The 19,664-nt window shown below is 66.8% G+C and carries 19 protein-coding genes; 16 read left to right on the forward strand and 3 right to left on the reverse strand.

The window, feature by feature from the left end:
• The first annotated feature begins 2 nt into the window (after window positions 1-2).
• The 7 genes from hpaH to QOD90_RS03785 are packed head-to-tail and all read left to right on the forward strand — an operon-like array spanning window position 3 to window position 7,371.
• Window positions 3-854 (forward strand): 2-oxo-hept-4-ene-1,7-dioate hydratase, encoded by an 852-nt coding sequence (gene hpaH / locus QOD90_RS03755; protein WP_526346812.1) that lies wholly within the window; start codon window positions 3-5, stop codon window positions 852-854.
• Window positions 851-1,621 (forward strand): aldolase/citrate lyase family protein, encoded by a 771-nt coding sequence (locus tag QOD90_RS03760; RefSeq protein WP_526346814.1) that lies wholly within the window; start codon window positions 851-853, stop codon window positions 1,619-1,621. The genes hpaH and QOD90_RS03760 overlap by 4 nt, the downstream gene beginning before the upstream one ends.
• A 40-nt stretch (window positions 1,622-1,661) precedes the next feature.
• The gene (locus QOD90_RS03765) at window positions 1,662-2,834 is read left to right on the forward strand and encodes an acyl-CoA dehydrogenase family protein (protein ID WP_526346816.1); all 1,173 of its coding nucleotides are present in this window, start codon (window positions 1,662-1,664) and stop codon (window positions 2,832-2,834) included.
• Between the two features lie 21 nt (window positions 2,835-2,855).
• Window positions 2,856-3,878: an acyl-CoA dehydrogenase family protein gene (locus QOD90_RS03770; RefSeq protein ID WP_526346861.1), complete on the forward strand. Its 1,023-nt coding sequence runs from the start codon at window positions 2,856-2,858 to the stop codon at window positions 3,876-3,878.
• The gene (locus tag QOD90_RS03775; protein ID WP_526346818.1) at window positions 3,875-5,026 is read left to right on the forward strand and encodes a thiolase family protein; all 1,152 of its coding nucleotides are present in this window, start codon (window positions 3,875-3,877) and stop codon (window positions 5,024-5,026) included. Before QOD90_RS03770 ends, QOD90_RS03775 begins: the two co-directional genes overlap by 4 nt.
• A gap of 45 nt (window positions 5,027-5,071) precedes the next feature.
• Window positions 5,072-6,541 (forward strand): class I adenylate-forming enzyme family protein, encoded by a 1,470-nt coding sequence (locus tag QOD90_RS03780; RefSeq protein ID WP_526346863.1) that lies wholly within the window; start codon window positions 5,072-5,074, stop codon window positions 6,539-6,541.
• Window positions 6,542-6,555: 14 nt separating this feature from the next.
• On the forward strand, window positions 6,556-7,371 hold the full coding sequence (locus QOD90_RS03785; RefSeq protein ID WP_526346820.1) for a mycofactocin-coupled SDR family oxidoreductase: 816 nt from the start codon (window positions 6,556-6,558) through the stop codon (window positions 7,369-7,371).
• 1 nt (window position 7,372) lies between these two features.
• Here the strand turns inward: QOD90_RS03785 and QOD90_RS03790 are convergent, their stop codons facing one another.
• Complete coding sequence (locus tag QOD90_RS03790) at window positions 7,373-7,909, reverse strand: hotdog domain-containing protein (RefSeq protein WP_526346865.1); 537 nt, start codon at window positions 7,907-7,909, stop codon at window positions 7,373-7,375.
• Window positions 7,910-8,106: 197 nt separating this feature from the next.
• Between QOD90_RS03790 and QOD90_RS03795 the strand changes: the two genes are divergently transcribed.
• Window positions 8,107-10,557 (forward strand): CaiB/BaiF CoA-transferase family protein, encoded by a 2,451-nt coding sequence (locus QOD90_RS03795; protein WP_526346822.1) that lies wholly within the window; start codon window positions 8,107-8,109, stop codon window positions 10,555-10,557.
• Between the two features lie 3 nt (window positions 10,558-10,560).
• Here QOD90_RS03795 and QOD90_RS03800 read toward each other — a convergent pair whose 3' ends face one another.
• Window positions 10,561-11,169, reverse strand: a complete 609-nt coding sequence (locus tag QOD90_RS03800) for a TetR/AcrR family transcriptional regulator (protein WP_526346867.1) — start codon at window positions 11,167-11,169, stop codon at window positions 10,561-10,563.
• Between the two features lie 270 nt (window positions 11,170-11,439).
• On the opposite strand from QOD90_RS03800, the gene QOD90_RS03805 reads away from it, so the two are divergent.
• From QOD90_RS03805 to QOD90_RS03835, 7 genes are all read left to right on the forward strand, one after another.
• Window positions 11,440-12,576 (forward strand): amidohydrolase family protein, encoded by a 1,137-nt coding sequence (locus QOD90_RS03805; RefSeq protein ID WP_526346824.1) that lies wholly within the window; start codon window positions 11,440-11,442, stop codon window positions 12,574-12,576.
• Window positions 12,577-12,580: 4 nt separating this feature from the next.
• Entirely contained in the window at window positions 12,581-13,780 is a 1,200-nt protein-coding gene (locus QOD90_RS03810; protein WP_526346826.1) for a thiolase family protein, read from the forward strand.
• Window positions 13,777-14,235, forward strand: coding sequence for a Zn-ribbon domain-containing OB-fold protein (locus QOD90_RS03815; protein ID WP_526346828.1), 459 nt, complete (start codon window positions 13,777-13,779; stop codon window positions 14,233-14,235). The genes QOD90_RS03810 and QOD90_RS03815 overlap by 4 nt, the downstream gene beginning before the upstream one ends.
• A 5-nt stretch (window positions 14,236-14,240) precedes the next feature.
• The gene (locus QOD90_RS03820) at window positions 14,241-14,453 is read left to right on the forward strand and encodes a hypothetical protein (RefSeq protein ID WP_526346830.1); all 213 of its coding nucleotides are present in this window, start codon (window positions 14,241-14,243) and stop codon (window positions 14,451-14,453) included.
• Between the two features lie 152 nt (window positions 14,454-14,605).
• Window positions 14,606-15,811, forward strand: a complete 1,206-nt coding sequence (locus QOD90_RS03825; protein ID WP_526346832.1) for a cytochrome P450 — start codon at window positions 14,606-14,608, stop codon at window positions 15,809-15,811.
• Between the two features lies 1 nt (window position 15,812).
• Window positions 15,813-16,661: an NAD(P)-dependent oxidoreductase gene (locus QOD90_RS03830; RefSeq protein WP_526346834.1), complete on the forward strand. Its 849-nt coding sequence runs from the start codon at window positions 15,813-15,815 to the stop codon at window positions 16,659-16,661.
• On the forward strand, window positions 16,658-17,479 hold the full coding sequence (locus tag QOD90_RS03835) for a mycofactocin-coupled SDR family oxidoreductase (protein ID WP_526346836.1): 822 nt from the start codon (window positions 16,658-16,660) through the stop codon (window positions 17,477-17,479). The genes QOD90_RS03830 and QOD90_RS03835 overlap by 4 nt, the downstream gene beginning before the upstream one ends.
• A 10-nt stretch (window positions 17,480-17,489) precedes the next feature.
• Here the strand turns inward: QOD90_RS03835 and QOD90_RS03840 are convergent, their stop codons facing one another.
• Complete coding sequence (locus QOD90_RS03840) at window positions 17,490-18,575, reverse strand: phosphotransferase family protein (protein WP_526346838.1); 1,086 nt, start codon at window positions 18,573-18,575, stop codon at window positions 17,490-17,492.
• Window positions 18,576-18,618: 43 nt separating this feature from the next.
• On the opposite strand from QOD90_RS03840, the gene QOD90_RS03845 reads away from it, so the two are divergent.
• Complete coding sequence (locus tag QOD90_RS03845; protein ID WP_526346840.1) at window positions 18,619-19,662, forward strand: TIGR03857 family LLM class F420-dependent oxidoreductase; 1,044 nt, start codon at window positions 18,619-18,621, stop codon at window positions 19,660-19,662.
• The last annotated feature ends 2 nt before the right edge of the window (window positions 19,663-19,664 follow it).

Consider the following 19,664-nt stretch of genomic DNA (forward strand, 5'->3'; position numbering starts at 1 on the left):
TGATGACCAGACCCACCGACGCCGAACTCGCGGACATCGCGCGCCGTCTTTACGAAGCCGAGAAGGACCGCACGCCGATCCGGCAGCTGTCGCTGGACTTCCCCGACATGACCATCGAGGACGCCTATGCCGTTCAGCGGGCGCTCGTCGCGCTGAAGGTGGCTGACGGGCGAAAGATCAAGGGCCGCAAGATCGGTCTCACGTCGAAGGTGATGCAGCGGACGGTGTCGATCGACGAACCGGATTACGGCGCGCTGTTCGACGACATGTTCGTCTCCGACGGCGGCAGGGTGGCGCTGGGTCGCTTCATCCGTCCTCGCGTCGAGGTCGAGCTGGCGTTCGTCCTCGGCGAGGCGCTGGCCGGTCCGGACGTCACGCTGTTCGACGTCCTGCGGGCGACCGAGTTCGTCACCCCCGCGCTCGAGATCCTCGACGCGCGCGTGCAGATGTCGGACCCCGAGACCGGTCACCTGCGCACGATCGTCGACACCATCTCCGACAACGCCGCCAACGCAGGCCTCGTGCTGGGCGGGCGGGTGGTGCGGCCGCTGGACGTCGACCTGCGCTGGGTGGCGGCGCTGCTACTGCGCAACGGCGTCATCGAGGAATCTGGCGTGGCCGCCGCCGTGCTCAACCATCCCGGCAACGGTGTCGCATGGTTGGCGAACCGGCTTGCCCCGCATGACGTCTCGTTACAGCCCGGTGAGGTGATCCTGTCGGGCTCGTTCACGAAGCCGGTGTTCGCCGAGCCGGGGGACGTCTTCGTCGCCGACTATGGACCACTCGGCACGGTGTCGGTCGCTTTCGACCGGAGCCGCTCGGCCGGCGACATGGAACCGGGACCAGCGTCGTGACGAACCGTTGGACGCAGCGCATTGGCTCCGGTCCGCCACGGTTCGGAATGTGGCTGGCTACGGGTAGCAGCTACGTCACCGAAGTCTGCGCGGGTTCCGGGATCGACTGGGTGCTGCTGGATCAGGAACATGCGCCGAATGATCTGCGCACCACCCTCGAGCAGCTGCAGGTTCTCGCCGGCTACCCGGAAGTCGACGTGGTGGTGCGTCCGCCCGTTTCCGACCCGGTGTTGATCAAACAACTACTGGACATCGGTGCGCAGAACATCATCGTCCCGATGATCGATGGCCCCTCGGAGGCTTCAGCAGCCGCGTCGATGATTCGCTATCCGCCCAACGGCATCCGTGGCGTCGGCAGCGCACTGGCCCGGGCCTCGCGATGGAACCGTATTTCTGACTACCTCGTCACCGCGGACGCCTCGGTGTCGCTGACCGTTCAGGTCGAGTCGCTGGCCGGACTCGAGCACCTGAGTGACATCGCGGACGTCGACGGCGTCGACGCGGTGTTCATCGGGCCGGCCGATCTGGCCGCCTCGATGGGAAAGCTCGGTCAACCGGAACACCCAGAGGTGGTCAGCACCATCGAGAATGCGTTGTCAACCATCGTGGAGCACGGCAAGAGTGCTGGGGTCAACGCGTTCAACGAGGCGATCGCACACCGCTATCTACGGGCCGGGGCCAGCTTCGTTCTGGTCGGCGCCGACGTCGCCTTGCTCGCGCGAGGCGCCGAAGCACTGGCGGCGAAGTACCGCCAGCCGGAGGTCTAACCGTTGTTTCTGACGTTACTGTCACCTATAGTTGGGCATCATGGACCTGGACTTCACCCCCGATCAGCTCGAGTTCCGTGATCAGGTCCGCACCTGGCTCGACGAGAACAAGCCGACCGAACCGCGCCCGCGCGATGACGCAGGGATCCGCGAGTACGACCTCGCCTGGCAGCGCACACAGTCCGACGGCGGCTGGGCAGGCATCGCCTGGCCGACCAAGTACGGCGGCAAGGGTTTGACCCTGCTCCAGCAGCTGATCTGGTACGAGGAGTACGCGGCAAGGGGATTCCCTGGCATCGACGCCTGCTTCGTGGGCAACTCGCACGCCGGACCGACCCTGATGACCCGTGCGACCGACGAGCAGAAGACCTTTCACCTGCCGAAGATCCTTCGCGGAGAGGTGATCTGGTGTCAGGGCTTCTCCGAACCCGGTGCTGGATCCGACCTCGCGGCGTTGCGCACCAAGGCCGTGATCGACGGGGAGCATCTGGTGGTCTCGGGCCAGAAGCTCTGGACCAGCTTCGCCACCGTCGCCGATTACCAGGAACTGCTGGTGCGGACCGACAACAGCGGTAGCAAGCACAAGGGCATCACCTGGGTGATCTGCGACATGAACACCCCGGGCATCGACATCCGCCCGATCGAGACCATCGAGGGCGGCTCGGAGTTCTGCGAGGTGTTCTACGACGACGTCCGCATCCCCCTGACCAACGTGGTCGGCGACGTCGGCGAGGGCTGGTCGGTCGCGATGGCCACCCTGTCCTTCGAGCGCGGCACCGCGTTCACCGCCAACCAGGTGAGGTTGGCCAAGATCATCGAGGACCTGATCTCCTACGCCCGCGACCACGTCGGCCCGGACGGGCGTCGGCCTGCCATCGCCGACGATGAGATCGCCCGGCGACTCGCCAAGGCGCGGGCCTCGGTGGCGTCGCTGCGGGCGCTTACCTACACCAACATCTGCGAGGCCATGAAGACCGAAACCCCCGGTCCCCGTGGGTCGATCGTCAAGCTGCTCTACGCGGACCTGGCCAAGGAGATCGGGAAGTTGGCGATGGACGTCATCGGCCCGGCATCCATCCGGCACTCGTCGCGCTGGGACGTCGACGGTTGGGTGGGTTACTACTACTACAGCTTCTCCCAGGCCATCGGGGGCGGCACGTCGGAGATCCAACGCAACATCGTCGGCGAACGCGTGCTGGGGTTGCCGCGATGAAGCGAAAGTCAGGAGATGGTCGTGGACCTGCTGCCAGGAACTGAACAGCTCGAACTCCTCTCCGCGGCAGGGGAATTCCTCGCGGAGCGCATGCCGGTGGAACACATCCGCACCGGCCGTGGCGCGGAAACCCTGGTGTCGCCGAAACTCTGGCGCGAAGTCGCCGAGATGGGCCTGCTCACCCTGGGCCTCGACGAGGCCTCCGGAGGATCGGGTCGTCCGATCGACGACGAGGTACTGCTGTTCGTCGAACTCGGCAGACGGCTCGCACCGGGCCCCTTCCTGGCGTGCACGCTGGCAGCCAGGGTCGCCGCCGGCTGCGGCGACCTCGAGTTGGCCGAGCGGATCGGCACCGGGCAGGCCCCGGTGGCGCTCGCGGTGCTGCGCGGCGACGGCGACGTCCGTCCCGTGAAGGGCACCTTCGACCTGTTCGATCCTGCGGGGGCCTCGCACGTGCTGGTCGTGGGCCGCAGTGGTGCCGCACTCGTCGACATCGAGTACTTCGGTCTACTGACATCCGTGGACGCAGCAGATCCCGGTACCCGGATGGCCTCTGCAGCCGTCGAATCCGCCGAGCCATTGCACTGGCTACCGGTCGAGGACCAACCGATCTGGGCGCGCGGCGTGGTGCTGTCGGCGGCCTACATGACCGGCCTGGCCTCGGCAGCCGCAGGGTCGGCGACCGAGCACGCCAAGACCCGTGAGCAGTTCGGCAAGCCGATCGGCGTGCACCAGGCCATCAAGCATGCCTGCGTCGACATGGAGATCGCCGCCGAAGCCGCGCAGGCCCAGACGTTGTTCGCCGCGATCGCGCTGGCCGGCGGACGTACCGACGCGCTGTTGCAGGTGCTCTCGGCCGTGACGGTGGCCGGGTCGGCGGCCGTCGACAACGCTGCCGCGGGCATCCAGATCTTCGGCGGGATGGGCTACACCTTCGAGAACGACATGCATCTGTATCTGAAGCGCGCCCACGTGTTTCGACATCTCTTCGCTGAACCGACCGAGGTGCTGGCCGAACTGTTGGCCCAGGATCGCGCCCAGTGAGCGGCGCGGTCGCCATCGCGGGCGTCGCCCTGTCGGACGTCGGCCGTGTCGACGACAAGGGTCCGTACGAGCTGATCGCCCAGGCCAGCCGCCGTGCCCTCGCGGACGCCGGGTTGACGCCGGGTGACGTCGACGGACTGGCCTCCACAGGGCAGGGCACGCTGCCCCCGGTCGACGTCGGCGAGTACCTCGGACTGCGACCGCGCTGGATCGACTCGACGGCAGTCGGCGGCGCGTCGTGGGAGGTGATGGCCGCGCATGCGGCGGACGCGATCACCGCAGGCCACGCCGACGTGGTGCTGCTGACCTACGGCTCGACCGCCCGCTCGGATCTCCGAAAGGGGCTGCGAGGGGCGAACATCCACTGGGGCGCCCGCGGGCCGCTGCAGTGGGAGGCGCCCTACGGCCACACGCTGGTCTCCAAGTACGCGATGGCCGCGCGGCGCCACATGCACGCCTACGGCACCACCATCGAGCAGCTGGCCGAGATCGCCGTGTCGGCGCGATTCAACGCGGCCGACAACGCGCAAGCCTACTACCGCGACCCGATCACCATCGACGACGTGCTCGACGGGCCGATGATCGCCGACCCGTTCACCAAGCTGCACTGCTGCATTCGCAGTGACGGTGGTGCGGCGGCGGTACTCGTCAGTGCGGAGCGCGCCAAGGATCTGCGCAGCAAGCCGGTCTGGGTCCTCGGCACCGGCGAGACCACGTCGCACATGCTCACGTCGCAGTGGGATGACCTGACCGTAGGCCCCGCCTCTGTCAGCGGACCGCTGGCCTTCGCGCGCGCGGGTCTCACCCCCGCCGACGTGGACGTCGCCGAGATCTACGACGCGTTCACCTACATGCTGCTGCTCACCATGGAGGATCTCGGCTTCTGCCCGAAGGGCGATGGCGGCGCGTTCGTCGAGAGCGGGGCCTTGCGACTCGGCGGCGACCTCCCTACCAATACCGACGGCGGCGGCCTTTCGGCCTGTCACCCCGGCCAACGCGGACTGTTCCTCCTCGTCGAGGCGGCCCGTCAGTTGCGCGGTGACTGCGGGCCGCGGCAGGTACCCGACGCCAAGATCGCCTGCGTCAGTGGCACCGGCGGCTGGTTCTGCTCCAGTGGCACGGTCATCCTCGGCGCCGAGGCGCCGTAAGTGACTGGGGCACCGCTGGATTCCAACGTCGACGACACCCGTTCGATGTTGGAGGCCGCCGCGGCAGTTCATGGCGACAGGGAGGCCTACGTAGAATGTGGGCAGGTCGAGCCGGGTGCGCGGATCACGTTCGCGGACTGGATCGGCCGAGCCCGCTGCGTCGCGGCGCAGTTCGCCGATCTCGGGGTGGGCAAGGGCGACGTGGTGATGCTCTGGCTGCCATCGGGCATCGACTACGCCACGTGCTACGCCGCGGCCGCGATGATCGGCGCCATCACCACGGGCCTCAACCCGCGTCTGGGCCGTCGTGAGATCGAATCCATTCTCGAGCAGGCCGATCCGGCACTGATCATCACCGACGAGCGGCTCGGTCAGCTCCCACCAAGCGCTGCGCGCCGCATGCCACGCGCCTCGCTGACCACCGACACCGCCGGCTCGAAGCTGCCATGGGCGAACCTGACGCGGCGAGATCCGGTCGCGCTGATCTTCACCAGCGGAACGACCGGAACGCCGAAGGGCGCGGTGTTCGATGCGGATCGGCTGGCGGCCGGCGCCGCGGCGGCGGGCGTCATGAGCGCACCGTACGACCGGCGACTCACGTCGACGCCGTTTGCCCACGCCGGCTACATGTTCAAGCTGTGGGATCAGCTGGTGTGGGGGAGCGCTCTGGTCGTGCCACCCGCACCGTGGTCGGCCCAGGGGATGTTCGACGTCCTGTGCAGCGAGCGGGTCACCGTCGCGGGCGCCGTGCCGACCCAGTGGGCCAAATTGCTCGACGTCGATGGAGTGAGCCCACAGGCGTTGCCACACTTGCGGATCGGTATCGCGGCGACCGCACCGGCACCGCCCGAACTGGTGCGCCAGGTTGCGATCCGGATCGGTGTGCCGCTGGTGGTGCGGTACGCGATGACCGAGTGTCCGACCATCTGCGGCACCGAACCAGCCGACCCGGTCGACGTCCAGTTCCGAACCGTCGGGCGACCCGCCGCGGGGATGGACGTGCGCGTCCGCCCTGACGGCGGCGTCGAGGTGCGAGGACCGTGTGTGATGCGTGGCTACTGGCGAAACCCGGAACTCACTGCCGAGGTGCTTCAGGACGGCTGGCTGCGGACCGGTGACATCGGCGTGCTCGGTGGCGACGGCAACCTCACCCTCGTCGGGCGTAGCGGCGACATGTACATCCGCGGCGGTTACAACGTGCATCCCGGTGAGGTGGAAAGGGTGCTCGTCGGACACCCGGGTGTGAAGCAGGCCGCAGTGGTCGGCCGGTCCGCAGTGGTGATCGGGGAGATCGGCGTCGCCTGCGTGGTGCCGACGGACGGCTGCACGCCCCCGACGCTGGCCGAGTTGCGCACTCACGTCGCGGGTGAGCTGGCCGACTACAAGGCGCCCGACGAACTGCTCATCGTCGACGAGCTTCCGCTGACGGCGATGCTCAAACCGGACCGAGTCGCCGTGAGCGAACTGATCACACTGCACGACAAAGACATTCAGCGTCGACAACCAACAGGATGAGAGGAATTACAACCATGGGAAGACACGACGGACGGGTAGCGTTCATCACCGGTGCGGCACGGGGGCAGGGTCGTGCCCACGCGATCCGACTGGCCTCGGAGGGCGCCGACATCGTGGCGGTCGACATCTGCCGCGACATCGATTCGATGGACTACCCCAACGCCACGCCCGACGACTTCGACGAGACCATCAAGGCCGTCGAGAACGAGGGCAGGCGCATCATCGCCCACCAGGCCGACGTCCGTGATGCCGATGCATTGCGGGCAGCCGTCGACGAGGGCGTTCGCGAGTTCGGCCGTCTTGACATCGTCATCGCCAACGCGGGCATCATCCGACTCGGGGGCGAGGGGGACCGGCAGCAGATCTTCCGCGACATCGTCGACGTGAACCTCGTCGGCGTGTGGAACACCGTCGAGGCCGCCGCCCCTGCGCTCATCGACGGCGGTCGAGGCGGATCGATCGTGCTCACCAGTTCCAGCGCAGGCCTCAAGGGCACTGGTACCGACCGCGCCGGGGGTCAGGCGTACACCGCGGCCAAGCGTGGGCTGGTCGGCTTGATGCAGGTCTGGGCGAATGAGTTCGCGCAGCACTGGATTCGGGTCAACACCATTCACCCGACCGGGGTGGCGACTGGCATGGTGATGAACGAGACCATGGGCAAGCTGATGGCATCGGGTGACGTTGCCATCGCGGCAATGCAGAACGCGCTGCCCATTCAGGTCCTGATGCCCGAGGACATCGCCGGGGCGGTGGCGTGGCTGGTGTCGGACGAGGCGAAGTTCATCACCGGGGTGGCCTGGCCGCTGGACGCCGGATTCGCGGTGCGTTGACTCAGGGTTGGTCCGGACGCAGTGCGATGAACAGCCCTTCGGCTTCGGCACACAGCGTGTCGCCGTGGCTGAGCGTCGCCCGCAGAATGCGTTTGCGTCCCTGCTCGCTGACGAACCACCCCCGCACCGTCAATTCCCGACCCACGGGCGTGATGGACCGGAAGTCGGTGTGTAGATAGGCGGTTCGCGACGGCGCTCGATCCCCGGAGTTGGCCAGCCGGCCGAGCACCTCGTCGAATAAGAGCGGGATGGCCCCGCCGTGCACCGCGCCGCCACCGCCGAGGAAGTAACGGCCGAACGTGACCTTGCCGTTCACGATGTGGTGGTCGCCTGTGACCGGAATGAAGTTGGGGGACATGGTCTGCCCGCGGCCGGGCAGGTCCAGCCGGCGGGCGAAGATCTGCCTGCGTTCATCGACAGCGGCCCCGGTCAGTCGGTCGGCCCAAGCCTTCAGGTCCGCTGTCAGGGCCAGGGTCGTCACCGGGTCGGGGGCTGCGGCGGCCACGTCGTCGAGGAAGTCCCGCAGCGCGGTGATCATGTCGCCGTATTCAGCGCCGCCGCCGGGATTGCGAACCGACGGCTCCTGCCAACTGCGCATCGACGGGAATCCACCCTCGTCCTTCGTCATCGTCAAAGACTAATGCATTGACATTAATCTTCGTCGCTGCGATGCTGGCGTGGCGTGCGTCACAACGTGTCCCGACGAGATTTGTCAGCACCGAAGTAGGAGCGAACATGCCGGAAGCCGGATCGACGTCGGACGGTCCACTCGCCGGGCTAGTGGTCGTCGACCTGTCGACCACCCTGCCCGGAGCTCAGGCGACGCAGTTCCTCGCCGACTGCGGCGCCGAGGTGATCATGGTGGAGCCCCCCGAAGGAAGTCCGCTCCGCGAGCTCGCGAGCTGGCCCGCACTGCTGAGGGGCAAACGAAGCGTGACGCTCGACTTCCACGACGACGCCGACCTCGATCGGCTGCGGGTGCTGTTGCGGCGGGCCGACGTCATGGTCAACACCATGCGGCCCACCACCGCCGAGCGGATCGGCCTCACCCATGACGCGTTGTCGGCGGCGTACCCGCGACTGGTGGTGGCGACCATTACCGGTTGGGGCTCGACGGGGCCGTTCCGCGACTACAAGGGCTGGGAGGCCCTTGTCATGGCCAAGACCGGCGTCATGCACGAGAAGCGCGGACTCGCGCTGCGCCAGGGCCCGGCGTACATCACCTTCGCCTACGCGTCGTGGGGCGCGGCGCACGCCGCTGTTCAGGGGGTCCTGGCGGCCCTCTTCGAGCGGGAGACGAGCGGTCGCGGGCAGGTCGTCGAGACCAATCTGGTGACCGGCGTGGGCTCGATGGACCCGTACAACTGGTTCTACGAGATGGTGCTCGAGCGGTATCCCGGTGCCTTCGAACCGATGGACGCCGCCTACGACGACCGGGGCCGGCCGCAGGCCTACCTGATCTATGCGCTGCTGGTGTGTCCGACCAAGGATGGTCGATGGCTGCAGTTCGCCCAGGTGTCGCCTCGACTGATCGGGGCCTGGCTCGCCGAACTGAACCTGGTAGATGAGCTCGCCAAACCCAAGTGGCAGGGCTTTCCCATGCTGCCCACTGCGGAACTGCGCACCGAGTGGTGGGACATGATGATCGAGCGGGTGGGAGCCCGCACGCTCGCCGAATGGCAGCAGGCGATGACGGAGAACCTCGACTTGAGCGGCGAGTTGTTCCGTTGCCCCGAAGACTCCCTCGCCCACCCTCAGACCGTTCACGAGGGCCGGTCGGTGACGGTCGTCGACCCCGAACTCGGGCCGGTGCGGCAGCCGTCGACGCTCATTCATGCCGACGGCAAGCCGATGACGCAGTTGCGGCCGGCGCCGCGGCTCGGGGAGGGAAATTCACTGTTGTCCGTTGCGGGTCGGGCGGTGGCCGCAGAGGGGGAAGCCGTCTCCGACGACCCGCCGCTCAAGGGTGTGACGGTGCTCGAGTTCGGCAGCATGTTCGCCGGTCCCTACGGCGCCACCCTGCTGACCGACCTCGGTGCCCGCGTGATCAAGGTCGAGCCGTTGGCAGGCGACAACATCCGCACCCTGGTCGCCTTCCCCGAAGCGGGCGGCGCAAAGGTGTTGCAGGGCAAGGAGAGTGTCGCCATCGACTTCACCAGGCCCGAGGGGCTCGAGCTGGTCTACGAACTCGCCAAGCGGTCCGACATCGTGTTGCAGTGCTTCCGTGGAAAGGCGGCCGAGCGGGCGAGAATCGACGAGGCGTCGCTGAAGGCAGTCAACCCGGAGCTGGCGTTCGTGACGACCTCGGGATACGGCGTCGACGGCCCGTTCGCGCACCGCGCCGCTTACGCGCCGTCCGTCGGCGCGGCGTCCGGCCTCGCGCTCACCGACAGCCACGACTCGGGCGGGCCACCCGCCGACCTGGACGACGTCCACCGAAGAGCCGTCCAACTCCATGCGGGCGGAGCAGTGCCCGCCGTGCAGTCGGACGGCATCGCGGCGCACGGCGTCGGCTCGGCACTGATGGTCGCGCTGTACGCGAAGCGCCGCGGACGGACCCTGTCGAACGTGGTCACCACGATGCTTGGCACCGTGCAGCAGGCGATGATCCCCTTCAACACGAACTACGCGTCGCGCCCTCCGGCGAAGCCGGGCGACGACCAGTTCTTTGGGATGAACGCCCTCTACCGGATGTACCGCGCTGCCGACGGTTACGTCTTCCTCGCCGCGCCGCTTCCCCACGAATGGCCCGCCCTGGCCAAGGCGATGTCGGCCCATCTCGATCTTCTCGGTGACGAGCGCTTCGCCGATGCCGAGTGTCGCGCCGAGCATGACGGCGAGCTGATCGCCGCGCTGACACCGGTATTCGCGACGAAGACGAAGCTGGAGTGGGAGCACGAACTGTCCGCCCAGGACGTCGGTTGCGTCGAAGTGGTGGAGGTCAATTCGGAGTTGGTGCTGCAGACGGACCCGTACTTCGAGGCCGGTTACGCGGTGGCGGCCTACAGCCCGATCTTCGAGGAGCACCGTCGACTGGCGCCGCTGTGCCGGTTCTCGCGATCACGAACCAAGGCCGACGCGGGCTGCACGATTGGCCAGCACACCGATGCGGTGCTGCGCGAGATCGGGCTGGACGAGACCGGGATCGCCGACCTGCGGGCCAAGGAGATCGTCGGCGGAAGTTGACGGTCAGTCGTCGTTGGCCATCAGGGCGCGGGTCTCGTAGGACACCGGAGCGGTCAGCATGCCCACCCAGGTGTCGACGTAGTTGTGCAGCTGCGCCTCGCTGAGTCCGTGACCGGAGCGGGCGGCGGCGGCCATCACGTTGACCAGGCTGATGTAGAGCTGGAAGGTCCTGCCCCGTCGGATCCGTTCCGGGAGGTCCTGTAGCGCGGCGTCGACGAGATCCTCGAGCTGCTCCTGGGTCCAGTCGTCGTCGACGTGCTCGGGCCAATATTCGCTGCGGGCGTTCGGATCCTCGCTGAGCCGGGCCAGGAACGGTGCGAACATCTCGCCTGCGGCGATGCTGTTGGCCAACGGGCGAACCAGCAGCCAGACGACTGCGCGGGGATCGGCATCCTTGCCCTGCGCGCGCATGGTCGCCAGCATCTCCCGGCGGTCGGTCCCGAGGGACGCTTGGCGGTAGGAGATCAGCGCGCGGATCAGACCGTCGCGGGAGCCGAAGTGGTAGCGGATCACCGAAGTGTTGGACTGTCCGGCCGCCTGTTGAATCTCCCGCAACGTCACCGCCTCGATGCCGCGGGTGGCGAACAACCGCTCGGCGACCTCCATCAGCATCACCCGGGTCGACTCACCCGAGGCGTTGCGTCGCCGCGCGCCCGCGGACGACTCGGAAGTCTCTCCCGTCGCTTCGCTCGCCCCGGAAGTCTCTCCCGTCGCTTCGCTCGCCCCGGTGTCCAGCTCTGCCATCGGTCCCTCCCGTCCGCATCAGTCTTACCCGGGGTTGCTTTCTCGTAGGAAATAATAATGCCCATGTATTAGAAATGCTGGACTTGCCCGCGAACAGCTGGCATCATTCGATGCAGCGACCCGACCCACGGAGGACCAATGAGCACGATCTGGACGAACTCGGGTGACTCCCACTTCCTCGAGCCCGACGACCTGTGGCAGTCCCGGTTGCCAAAGGCACTCGCCGACCTGACGCCGCGCGCAGAGAAGGATCCCGACGGCGAGTACGAGACCGTCTCGGTGGACGGCCAGATCTTCCGGCGCAAGCTGCCGTCCTCGGCGATGGAGGCCTTCATCGAGGAGAGCATGAAACCCCAAGGCATCCGCGACGCGAAGGCCAGACTCGGCGACCTCGACAAGGAAGGCGTCTGGGGCGAGGTGATCTTCCCGTCGCTGGGCATGTGGGGATCGACGTTCCGCACTCCCGAACTGCTCAAGGCCTGCATGCGTGCGAGCAACGAATGGGCCCTTGAGGAGATTTGCGCAGTCTCGCCGCGGTACGTGGTGACTGCGCAGGTGTCGACCCTCGTGGTGCAGGACGCGATCGACGAGTTGCACTGGTCCGCTGGCCAGGGATTCAAGGCGGTCTTCCTGCCAACCACGCCACATCCGAGCGCGCCCGACTGGCATCGCAAGGAGTGGGAGCCGTTCTGGGCGGCTGCCGAGGAAGCCGGCATGGTGATCGCGTTCCACATCGGCACCGACCCGGTCGACATGACCGTCGGTGGTGCGTCGGGCGGAGCGGGCATGGTCTACCGCGGACCCGGCGGTGCGATCATGAACTACACAGAGACGACGTTCTCAGGCCAGCGCGCAGCGATGAAGATGGTGGCATCGGGAGCACTGGATCGTCATCCGAACCTCAAGGTCCTGATCTCCGAGGGTGGTGCGACGTGGGTGCCGTTCCTGGGCGACCGCCTGCTGGAGGGCTACCGCCAGCATCACATGGCCGTGCGGCCCAAACTGTCTCGCAATCCGAAGGAGATCCTCTTCAGTCAGGTCTATGCGTCGTTCCAGCACGACGAGACGGCGGTGGCCGCCTACGAGCACATGGGCTACCGGAACGTGATGTTCGGTAGCGACTACCCCCACATGGAGGGGACCTTCGGTCACACCCAGGACACGCTGAAGGGACTGTTCGACGGCGTCAGTGACGAGACGCGGTTACGCATCACCCAGGGCACGTTCTACGAACTCTTCCCGGACGTCCCGCCCATCCCCGCCGAGAACTTCTGAGCGCGTGGGTAATACAGCGGGATTGCGCGACGTCGCGATCGTCGGCGTCGGCGCGACGCCCTACTACAAGCGTGGGGAGTCCCTCCCCAAGTCGATCACCGAGTTGGCCGGTGACGCCATCCTGGCCGCGTGCGAGGATGCCGGTGTTCCCGTCACGGACGTGGACGGCTTTGCCTTCTACTCGGGTGCCAGCGCGGGCTACACGGAGAAGATGGACACCGCCGACTTCATGGAAACCCTTGGCATTCCGGAGGTCCGGTTCACCGCAGCGTTGACCTCGGGCGGGGGCGGCTCGGCTGGAGCGATCGGTCTGGCTCGAGCAGCGATCGTGGCAGGAGACGCCTCGGTGGTGGTGACGGTGATGGCGTTGCAGCAGTCCAAACAGCGCCTGGGCTCGGTGTTCTCGGCGATGGAGCCCGATCCGATGAATTCGTTCCTGCAGCCATCCGGACTCGCAGGGCCAGGCCAACTGATGTCGGTGCTGGCCCGTCGGCACATGCACCTCTACGGAACGCGTCGTGAGGCCTTTGCCGAGATCGCCCTTTCGACTCGGGCCAACGCGGCGAATAGGCCCAAGGCGATGCATCCCGAGCCGCTGACGTTGGAGGACTACTTCAGCGCCCGGATGATCGCAGAGCCCTTGTGTCTCTTCGACTTCTGCCAGGAGACCGACGGTGCCGTCGCGGGGATCACCCCCCGCCTGGACCGGGCCAAGGATCTCAAGCAACCGCCGGTGCCCGTAGTTGCCGCCGCGCACGGCGGGGTTCGGGACTGGGGTCGGGCGTTCGCCTGGATGGGGATGCCCGACGAATACTTCGCCTCCTCGGGCAATGCGCCCATCGCCAAGCGGCTCTACGAGCAGGCGGGGATCAGCGCCGCCGATGTCGACGTGGCGCTGCTCTACGACCACTTCACCCCGATGGTGCTCATGCAGCTGGAGGACTACGGGTTCTGCGGAAAGGGCGAGGGCGGCGCGTTCGTCGAGAGCGGCGCCATCCGGTACGACGGCGGTTCGATTCCGGTCAACACCCACGGTGGGCAGCTCTCCGAGGCCTACATCATCGGAATGACCCACATCATGGAAGGAGTCGAGCAGATGCGCGGCACCGCGATCAACCAGGTACCCGACGCCGAACTCGCACTGGTCACCGGCGGCCCGGCAAGCCTGCCGGTCAGCGGGCTGATCCTGGGGCGGGCCTCGTGAGCACCGTTGCGGTCTCTGCCCTGGCGACCACCATCCCCGGCGAGCATGTCCGGATCGCGGTCAATAAGGACACCGAACCGTTCTGGCGGGCCGCCAAGGAGCGTCGGCTGGTGGCGCCGCAGTGCGCCGAGTGTCACGCCTTTCGGCTGCCGCCAACGCCGTTCTGCCCCAACTGCCGATCGAAGTCGGTGAATTGGGTCGAACTCAGCGGCCGGGCAACGGTGTACAGCTTCGCGGTGGTGCACGGGTTTCCTGGCATGCCCGATCTGCTCCTGGTGCCCGCGGTGCTGGATCTGCCGGACGCGCCCGGTGCGAGGTTGGTGTCCAACGTCGTCGATGTCCCACCGGCCGACGTGTCGATCGGAATGTCGCTGCGAGTGGACTTCTCGCCCATCGCAGACGGGTGGCTGCTTCCGGTCTTCCGCGTCTCGGCGTCCCATGGCGCCGAGGAGTGAGCGACGTGTCCGACGACAGCGCGCTGCACGAAAAGCCACTGGAATTCCTCACCAGCATTGCCAACACCGGTGGATCGTGTGACGGCCAGGCGATCCTTCCCGAGAACGGCCACTTCCGTTGCACGTGCTCGTGCGGGGACTGGGACGTGAACGTCGACGATGCGCAGGAGGGCTTGCGGCAAGCACGCATCCACACCGGCAGCGCCATCGAAGGTTGACGCATGCGGTCGAACATAGTTAACCTAGTTCGATCAGTCGGCTGACCACCAGGTGTCACGATTCGATCAATTGTGACAGTCGACTGTCGTAGTATGCGAATACGCGCGTCCCCTCGAGACGCGCTCGGCTGCGGCCGCTATGAAGGGACGTCATGAGCGAGAGTCAGTCAGGCGCAACATGTCCCGTCATGGGCATCGAGATGAATACTCCTGACTCGCCCGCCCTGACGCACTTCCGCACGCTTGACGAGTGTCAGGACCAGGCACGACCGGCGTTCCGCAATGCCGAGGCCGATGTCGAGTACTGGGTCTTTACCGACAACTCGGTGATCCTGGACGGCCTCCAGCATCCGGAACTCTGGTCGAGCAGCGTCATCGTTCCAACGGATCCGGAACCGCCCTACAAGTGGATCCCGATCATGATCGACCCGCCCGACCACGCCAAATGGCGGCAGGTGCTTGCGGAGTACTTCTCGCCGGGACGGGTCAAGGGTCTGCGCGAGGCGCAGCAGAAGCTGGCAGCGGAACTCGTCGACGAACTGGTCCACGAGGGCGGCGGTGACTTCGTGGAGCGCATCTCACGCGTGTTTCCGACCAAGGTGTTCTTGGCGATCATGGGCATGCCCGTCGAGGATTTGGACCAGTTCATGGCGTGGGAGGACAAAATCCTCCACCAGAGCGGCGTCGGAGAGGAGGCCAACGCCGCGCGGCTCGAGGGAATGATGGCCGTGATGGGCTACTTCTCCGGTCTGATCCAGGAGCGCCGAGACAATCGCAACGCGGATGCCGACGACATCGTCAGCAAGGCCATCGACTGGACCATCGACGGCGAACCGATCAGTGATGGCGATCTGCTCAACTGCCTGCTGCTGTTGTTCATGGCCGGGCTCGACACCGTGTCCAACCAGCTGTCCTACGCGATGGTGCACCTCGCCACCCACGCAGCTGACCGCGCCAGGATCGTCGCGGAGCCCGAGCTCATTCCGAAGGCGGTCGAGGAGATACTTCGGGTTTATCCGATCGTGCAGACCGCCCGAAAGGCAACCCAGGACATGGACTTCCACGGGTGTCCGGTCAAGGCGGGGGACATGGCGTCCTTTTCGCTGGCGTTCGCCGGCCGGGACGAGAACGCCTACCCGGACGCCAGGGAGGTCGACCTCGACCGTGGCGTCACCCGACACCTGTCCTTCGGCGGCGGCCCACACCGATGCCTCGGATCGCACCTGGCCCGGCAGGAGATGCTGGTGGTCCTCGAGGAGTGGCACAAGCGCATTCCGGACTACGAACTGGTCGGCGAGGCCATCGAGCACGGCGGTCAGGTGTTCGGCGTCGACTCGCTGAACTTGACCTGGCGCTGACGTGAGCGTCCCGCAGACGATTGGCTTCCTCGGCGCTGGACAACTCGGCGAGCCGATGGTCGAGCGGTTACTCGGAGCGGGCCACCAGGTAGTGGTCCACACGAGACGGGACGCCGTGCGTGCTCGGCTCGCGGCGGGTGGTGCCGTGGCGGCCGATTCAGTGGCCAGTCTCGCGCGCGACAGCGACGTCCTGATCTCTTGCCTGTTCTCCGATGCGCAGCTACGCGAAACCGGGCTAGGGCCAGACGGATTCATCGACAATGCCAAGCCGGATTCGATCTTCGTGTCCCATACGACCGGGACACTGTCCACCCTCGAAGGGTTGCGGGACAGCTCGGCCAAGGCACCCGTCATCCTCGATGCCCCGGTCAGTGGCACCGTGGAGAGCATCGTTGCGGGTACCCTCACCGTGTTGGTCGGTGGACCCAGTGACGCGGTAGCCACGGTGACGCCGATCTTGGCCTCCTATGCCGATCCGGTACTGCCCACCGGGGCGCTCGGTAGCGCGTTGGCGCTCAAACTGATCAACAACCTCTTGTTCGCAGCCAACGCGCAACTCCTTGGCGCGGCAACGCAACTGGGTTCTCGGCTTGGTGTGGCCCCGGACGCATTGTTGTCCACGCTCCAGGTGTGCAGCGCCGGAAGCAATGCCGCCGTCCACGCGCAGCGAATCGGAGGGATGGAGCGGTTCGAAGAGCTGGCAGGCCCGTTCCTCCGCAAGGACATCGCAGCGTGCCGGGAGGCACTCGGCGAATGCGGCGTGGACCTTGGACTCTTGGGTACGGCCGTGCGAGAAGGGCCACTCGCCCTCGACGTCGTCGACTCCTCGACCGACGGGACACTCCGATGACGGGTCGGCTCGCAGGGAGGGTCGCCCTGATCACCGGGGCTGCGCGCGGGCAGGGCCGTGCCCACGCGGTGCGGATGGCGCACGAGGGTGCCTCCATCATCGCCGTCGACCTGGCAGGCCCGTTGCCCGAGTCGGTGCGCTACCCATCCGCCACTCCCGACGATCTGACGGAGACCGTGCAGTTGGTGGAGTCCGGGGGCGGACGAATCTTGGCCTCCGCTTCGGACATCCGAGACCTGGAAGCGCTACGGGCTGCCGTTGACGAGGGAGTCGCTACCTTTGGGCGACTCGACGTCATCGTCGCCAACGCAGGTATCTGCGTGCCGTCACCGTGGAACGAGATCACCCCGGAGTCGTTCCGCGACATCATCGACGTCAACGTGACGGGCACCTGGAACACGGTGATGGCAGGCGCTCAGCACGTCATCGACGGCGGCCGCGGCGGGTCGATCATCCTGATCAGCTCCTACGCCGGGATGAAGGTGCAGCCGTACATGGTGCACTACACCGCCAGCAAGCACGCGGTGACGGGCATGGCCCGGGCGTTCGCCGCGGAGCTCGGCAAGCACGAGATCAGGGTCAACAGTGTGCATCCCGGGCCGGTCAACACGCCGATGGGCGGCGGGGACATGATCGCCGCATTGTTCGCCGCGATCGAGACCAACCCCACGCTCAACAACATGGGCACACCGTTCCTCCCGCAGTGGGCCTGCGAGCCAGAGGACGTCGCGGCCGCTGTGTGTTGGTTGGCCTCGGACGAGTCGCGCTTCGTCACGGCCACGCGGCTGTCGGTCGACCAAGGCATGGCGCAGTTCTAGTTCGGCAGAATTACACGTGATCGAGGTACCGCTCGACCAATGTGACCGCCGCCTGCGGATAGCTCTGAGCCGTAACGGTATCCAGTCCGTCACGAATTAGGAGGCGCGCGAGTCGGTTGTTGATCAGTGACAGCACGAAGGCAGCCACCAGTTCGTAATACACGATGTTGCCGGTGAGAGTGCCGCCGAACTCCAGGTAGCGGCGCACGATCTCCTCGTCGTCGGGAACGCCGGGCAGGCGGGTGAATCCCAGCGATTCGCACAGGAAGCGCTCGAACATCAGCCACCAGCCGAGGTCGATGTCGGGCGGCCCCGTCCCCGCGGTCTCCCAGTCGAACAGCGCGACGACCGACAGATCGTCGCCGAAGCTCATGTTCCCGACCCGCGCGTCACCCCACACGACCGTCTCGGCGTCGGTGTCGGGAGCCGAATCGAGGATCACCACCAACGCCGCCGCCAGCGTGTCGGCGCCGACGTCCAGGTCGGCACGGCACCACTCGTACCAGCCTGCGAGCTTGTCTAGATAACGCTGCAGCGCCGTGCGAGTGAAGTCCGCCTCGCCGCGGAGGAAGCCAAGGGTCAGGGGGTCATCGATGTGATGGAGATCGACGAGCGCACGTAAACCGTTGTTGCACAGCAGCTCTCGATCCGCTGGCGAGAGTTCGACGGTCCAGCCCCGCTTGTGCCAGCTCGGTACGTCCGACGGAGTCCGGCCCAGGACCCTTCGCATCAGATAGAAGGGTGACCCGAGAGCCGACCCGTCGCGTTCGATGCCGAGAACGTCCGGCACCGGGATGCCATGGGCACCGAGTCGCTGCATCACCTCGGCCTGTCGCGGAGCATCGGGCACGGTGAACAGCTGATGGTCGTCGACCTGGGCGCGCAACACCAGATCCTCGGCATGACGACCGCCGGCGGGATCTGTCCAGGTGGCAGTGAAGAATGCCGTCCGGCCGGAGTAGCCCGCCTGCGGAGCGGTGAACTCGGAGACGCCGAAGTCGGTCGCGCCTGCAGGTGCCAGTCGGTCGGGCAGCCAACTGCGCATGACGTCGCTCACCCTATCGCCGACGTCACCGCGCCCCGATTGATATGCCATCAGCATCCTTTCGAAAACTGAACACTACTGTCAGAATAGCGGAATGACATCCGATCGATTTGGCCGCATCGCGCTCGGCGCCTACGTGTTGCCAGGGCGCGTCACCGACCCCGGCGCCGTGATCGGTGAGGCGCGGACGGCGCAGCGCCTCGGACTCCAGACGGTCTGGCTCAGCGAGCGGTGGGGGACCAAGGACCTCGGGGTGATCGCCGGGGCGGTCAGTCAGGTCACTTCGACCGTCCAGATTGCCTCGGGCATAACGCATTTGCAGTCGCGCCATCCCGCGCTCCTGGCGTCCCTGGCGATGACCGCGCAGGCACTCTCGGGTGGGCGGTTCGTCCTCGGCGTGGGGCGCTCGGTCGACGCCATGTGGGCGGCCGTCGGCTTGCCGCGGTCCACCAACGCCTCCATCGTCGACCACGTCGACATCTTCCGGCGACTGTGCCGCGGAGAGAAGGTGCACTACGACGGACCGGCGGGCAGCTATCCGTCTTTGCGGCTCAACGACATACCCGATCAACCGGTACCCCCGGTGGTCTTTGGGGCGATCGGGCCCAAGGGTCTGGCCCTGGCGGGCACGCACTTCGACGGCGTATTGCTGCATCCCTTCTTGACCCAGGACGCGGTGCGCCGATCGGTGGAGCTCGTCCGGGACGCCGAACGGGCGGCGGGAAGGCAGGCGGGTTGCGTCAAGGTGTACGTCACCGTCGTGGTCGCGTGCGAGCTGCCCGCGGCGGAGGAGCTCGCGGTGGTGGGCGCGCGGGCGGTGACGTACTACCAGATTCCTGGATTCGGAGAGCGGCTGGCGGCCGTCAACGGTTGGGATCCGGAACCGTTGAGCAGGTTACGTTCTCATCCGTTGCTCGCCGGGGTCAGGGGTGCGGCGGACTCCGTGCTCACCCGGGACGACTTGGTCGAGGTCGCCTCGGTAATGCCCCCGGCATGGACGCGCGACGCGGCGGCGGTCGGATCGGCACGGCACTGCCATGAGGCGTTCGAACGCTACCGCGAGGCGGGCGCCGATGAACTGGTCCTGCACGGCAGCACGCCTGGTCAGCTTCAACCGCTCTTCACGCCGCCCGGCTGAAC

The organism is Mycobacterium sp., assembly GCF_032161845.1.
Lineage (GTDB): Bacteria > Actinomycetota > Actinomycetes > Mycobacteriales > Mycobacteriaceae > Mycobacterium.

What these genes read in the sequence shown, in the direction of transcription:
- QOD90_RS03780 (WP_526346863.1), top strand. Translation starts at nt 5,072, where the DNA reads ATGTTGGAGGCCGCCGCGGCAGTTCATGGCGACAGGGAGGCCTACGTA.
- QOD90_RS03805 (WP_526346824.1), top strand. Translation starts at nt 11,440, where the DNA reads ATGAGCACGATCTGGACGAACTCGGGTGACTCCCACTTCCTCGAGCCC.
- QOD90_RS03765 (WP_526346816.1), top strand. Translation starts at nt 1,662, where the DNA reads ATGGACCTGGACTTCACCCCCGATCAGCTCGAGTTCCGTGATCAGGTC.
- QOD90_RS03800 (WP_526346867.1), bottom strand. Translation starts at nt 11,169, where the DNA reads ATGCTGATGGAGGTCGCCGAGCGGTTGTTCGCCACCCGCGGCATCGAG.
- QOD90_RS03840 (WP_526346838.1), bottom strand. Translation starts at nt 18,575, where the DNA reads ATGGCATATCAATCGGGGCGCGGTGACGTCGGCGATAGGGTGAGCGAC.
- QOD90_RS03795 (WP_526346822.1), top strand. Translation starts at nt 8,107, where the DNA reads ATGCCGGAAGCCGGATCGACGTCGGACGGTCCACTCGCCGGGCTAGTG.
- QOD90_RS03835 (WP_526346836.1), top strand. Translation starts at nt 16,658, where the DNA reads ATGACGGGTCGGCTCGCAGGGAGGGTCGCCCTGATCACCGGGGCTGCG.
- QOD90_RS03825 (WP_526346832.1), top strand. Translation starts at nt 14,606, where the DNA reads ATGAGCGAGAGTCAGTCAGGCGCAACATGTCCCGTCATGGGCATCGAG.
- QOD90_RS03785 (WP_526346820.1), top strand. Translation starts at nt 6,556, where the DNA reads ATGGGAAGACACGACGGACGGGTAGCGTTCATCACCGGTGCGGCACGG.
- QOD90_RS03790 (WP_526346865.1), bottom strand. Translation starts at nt 7,909, where the DNA reads ATGATCACCGCGCTGCGGGACTTCCTCGACGACGTGGCCGCCGCAGCC.
- QOD90_RS03845 (WP_526346840.1), top strand. Translation starts at nt 18,619, where the DNA reads ATGACATCCGATCGATTTGGCCGCATCGCGCTCGGCGCCTACGTGTTG.
- hpaH (WP_526346812.1), top strand. Translation starts at nt 3, where the DNA reads ATGACCAGACCCACCGACGCCGAACTCGCGGACATCGCGCGCCGTCTT.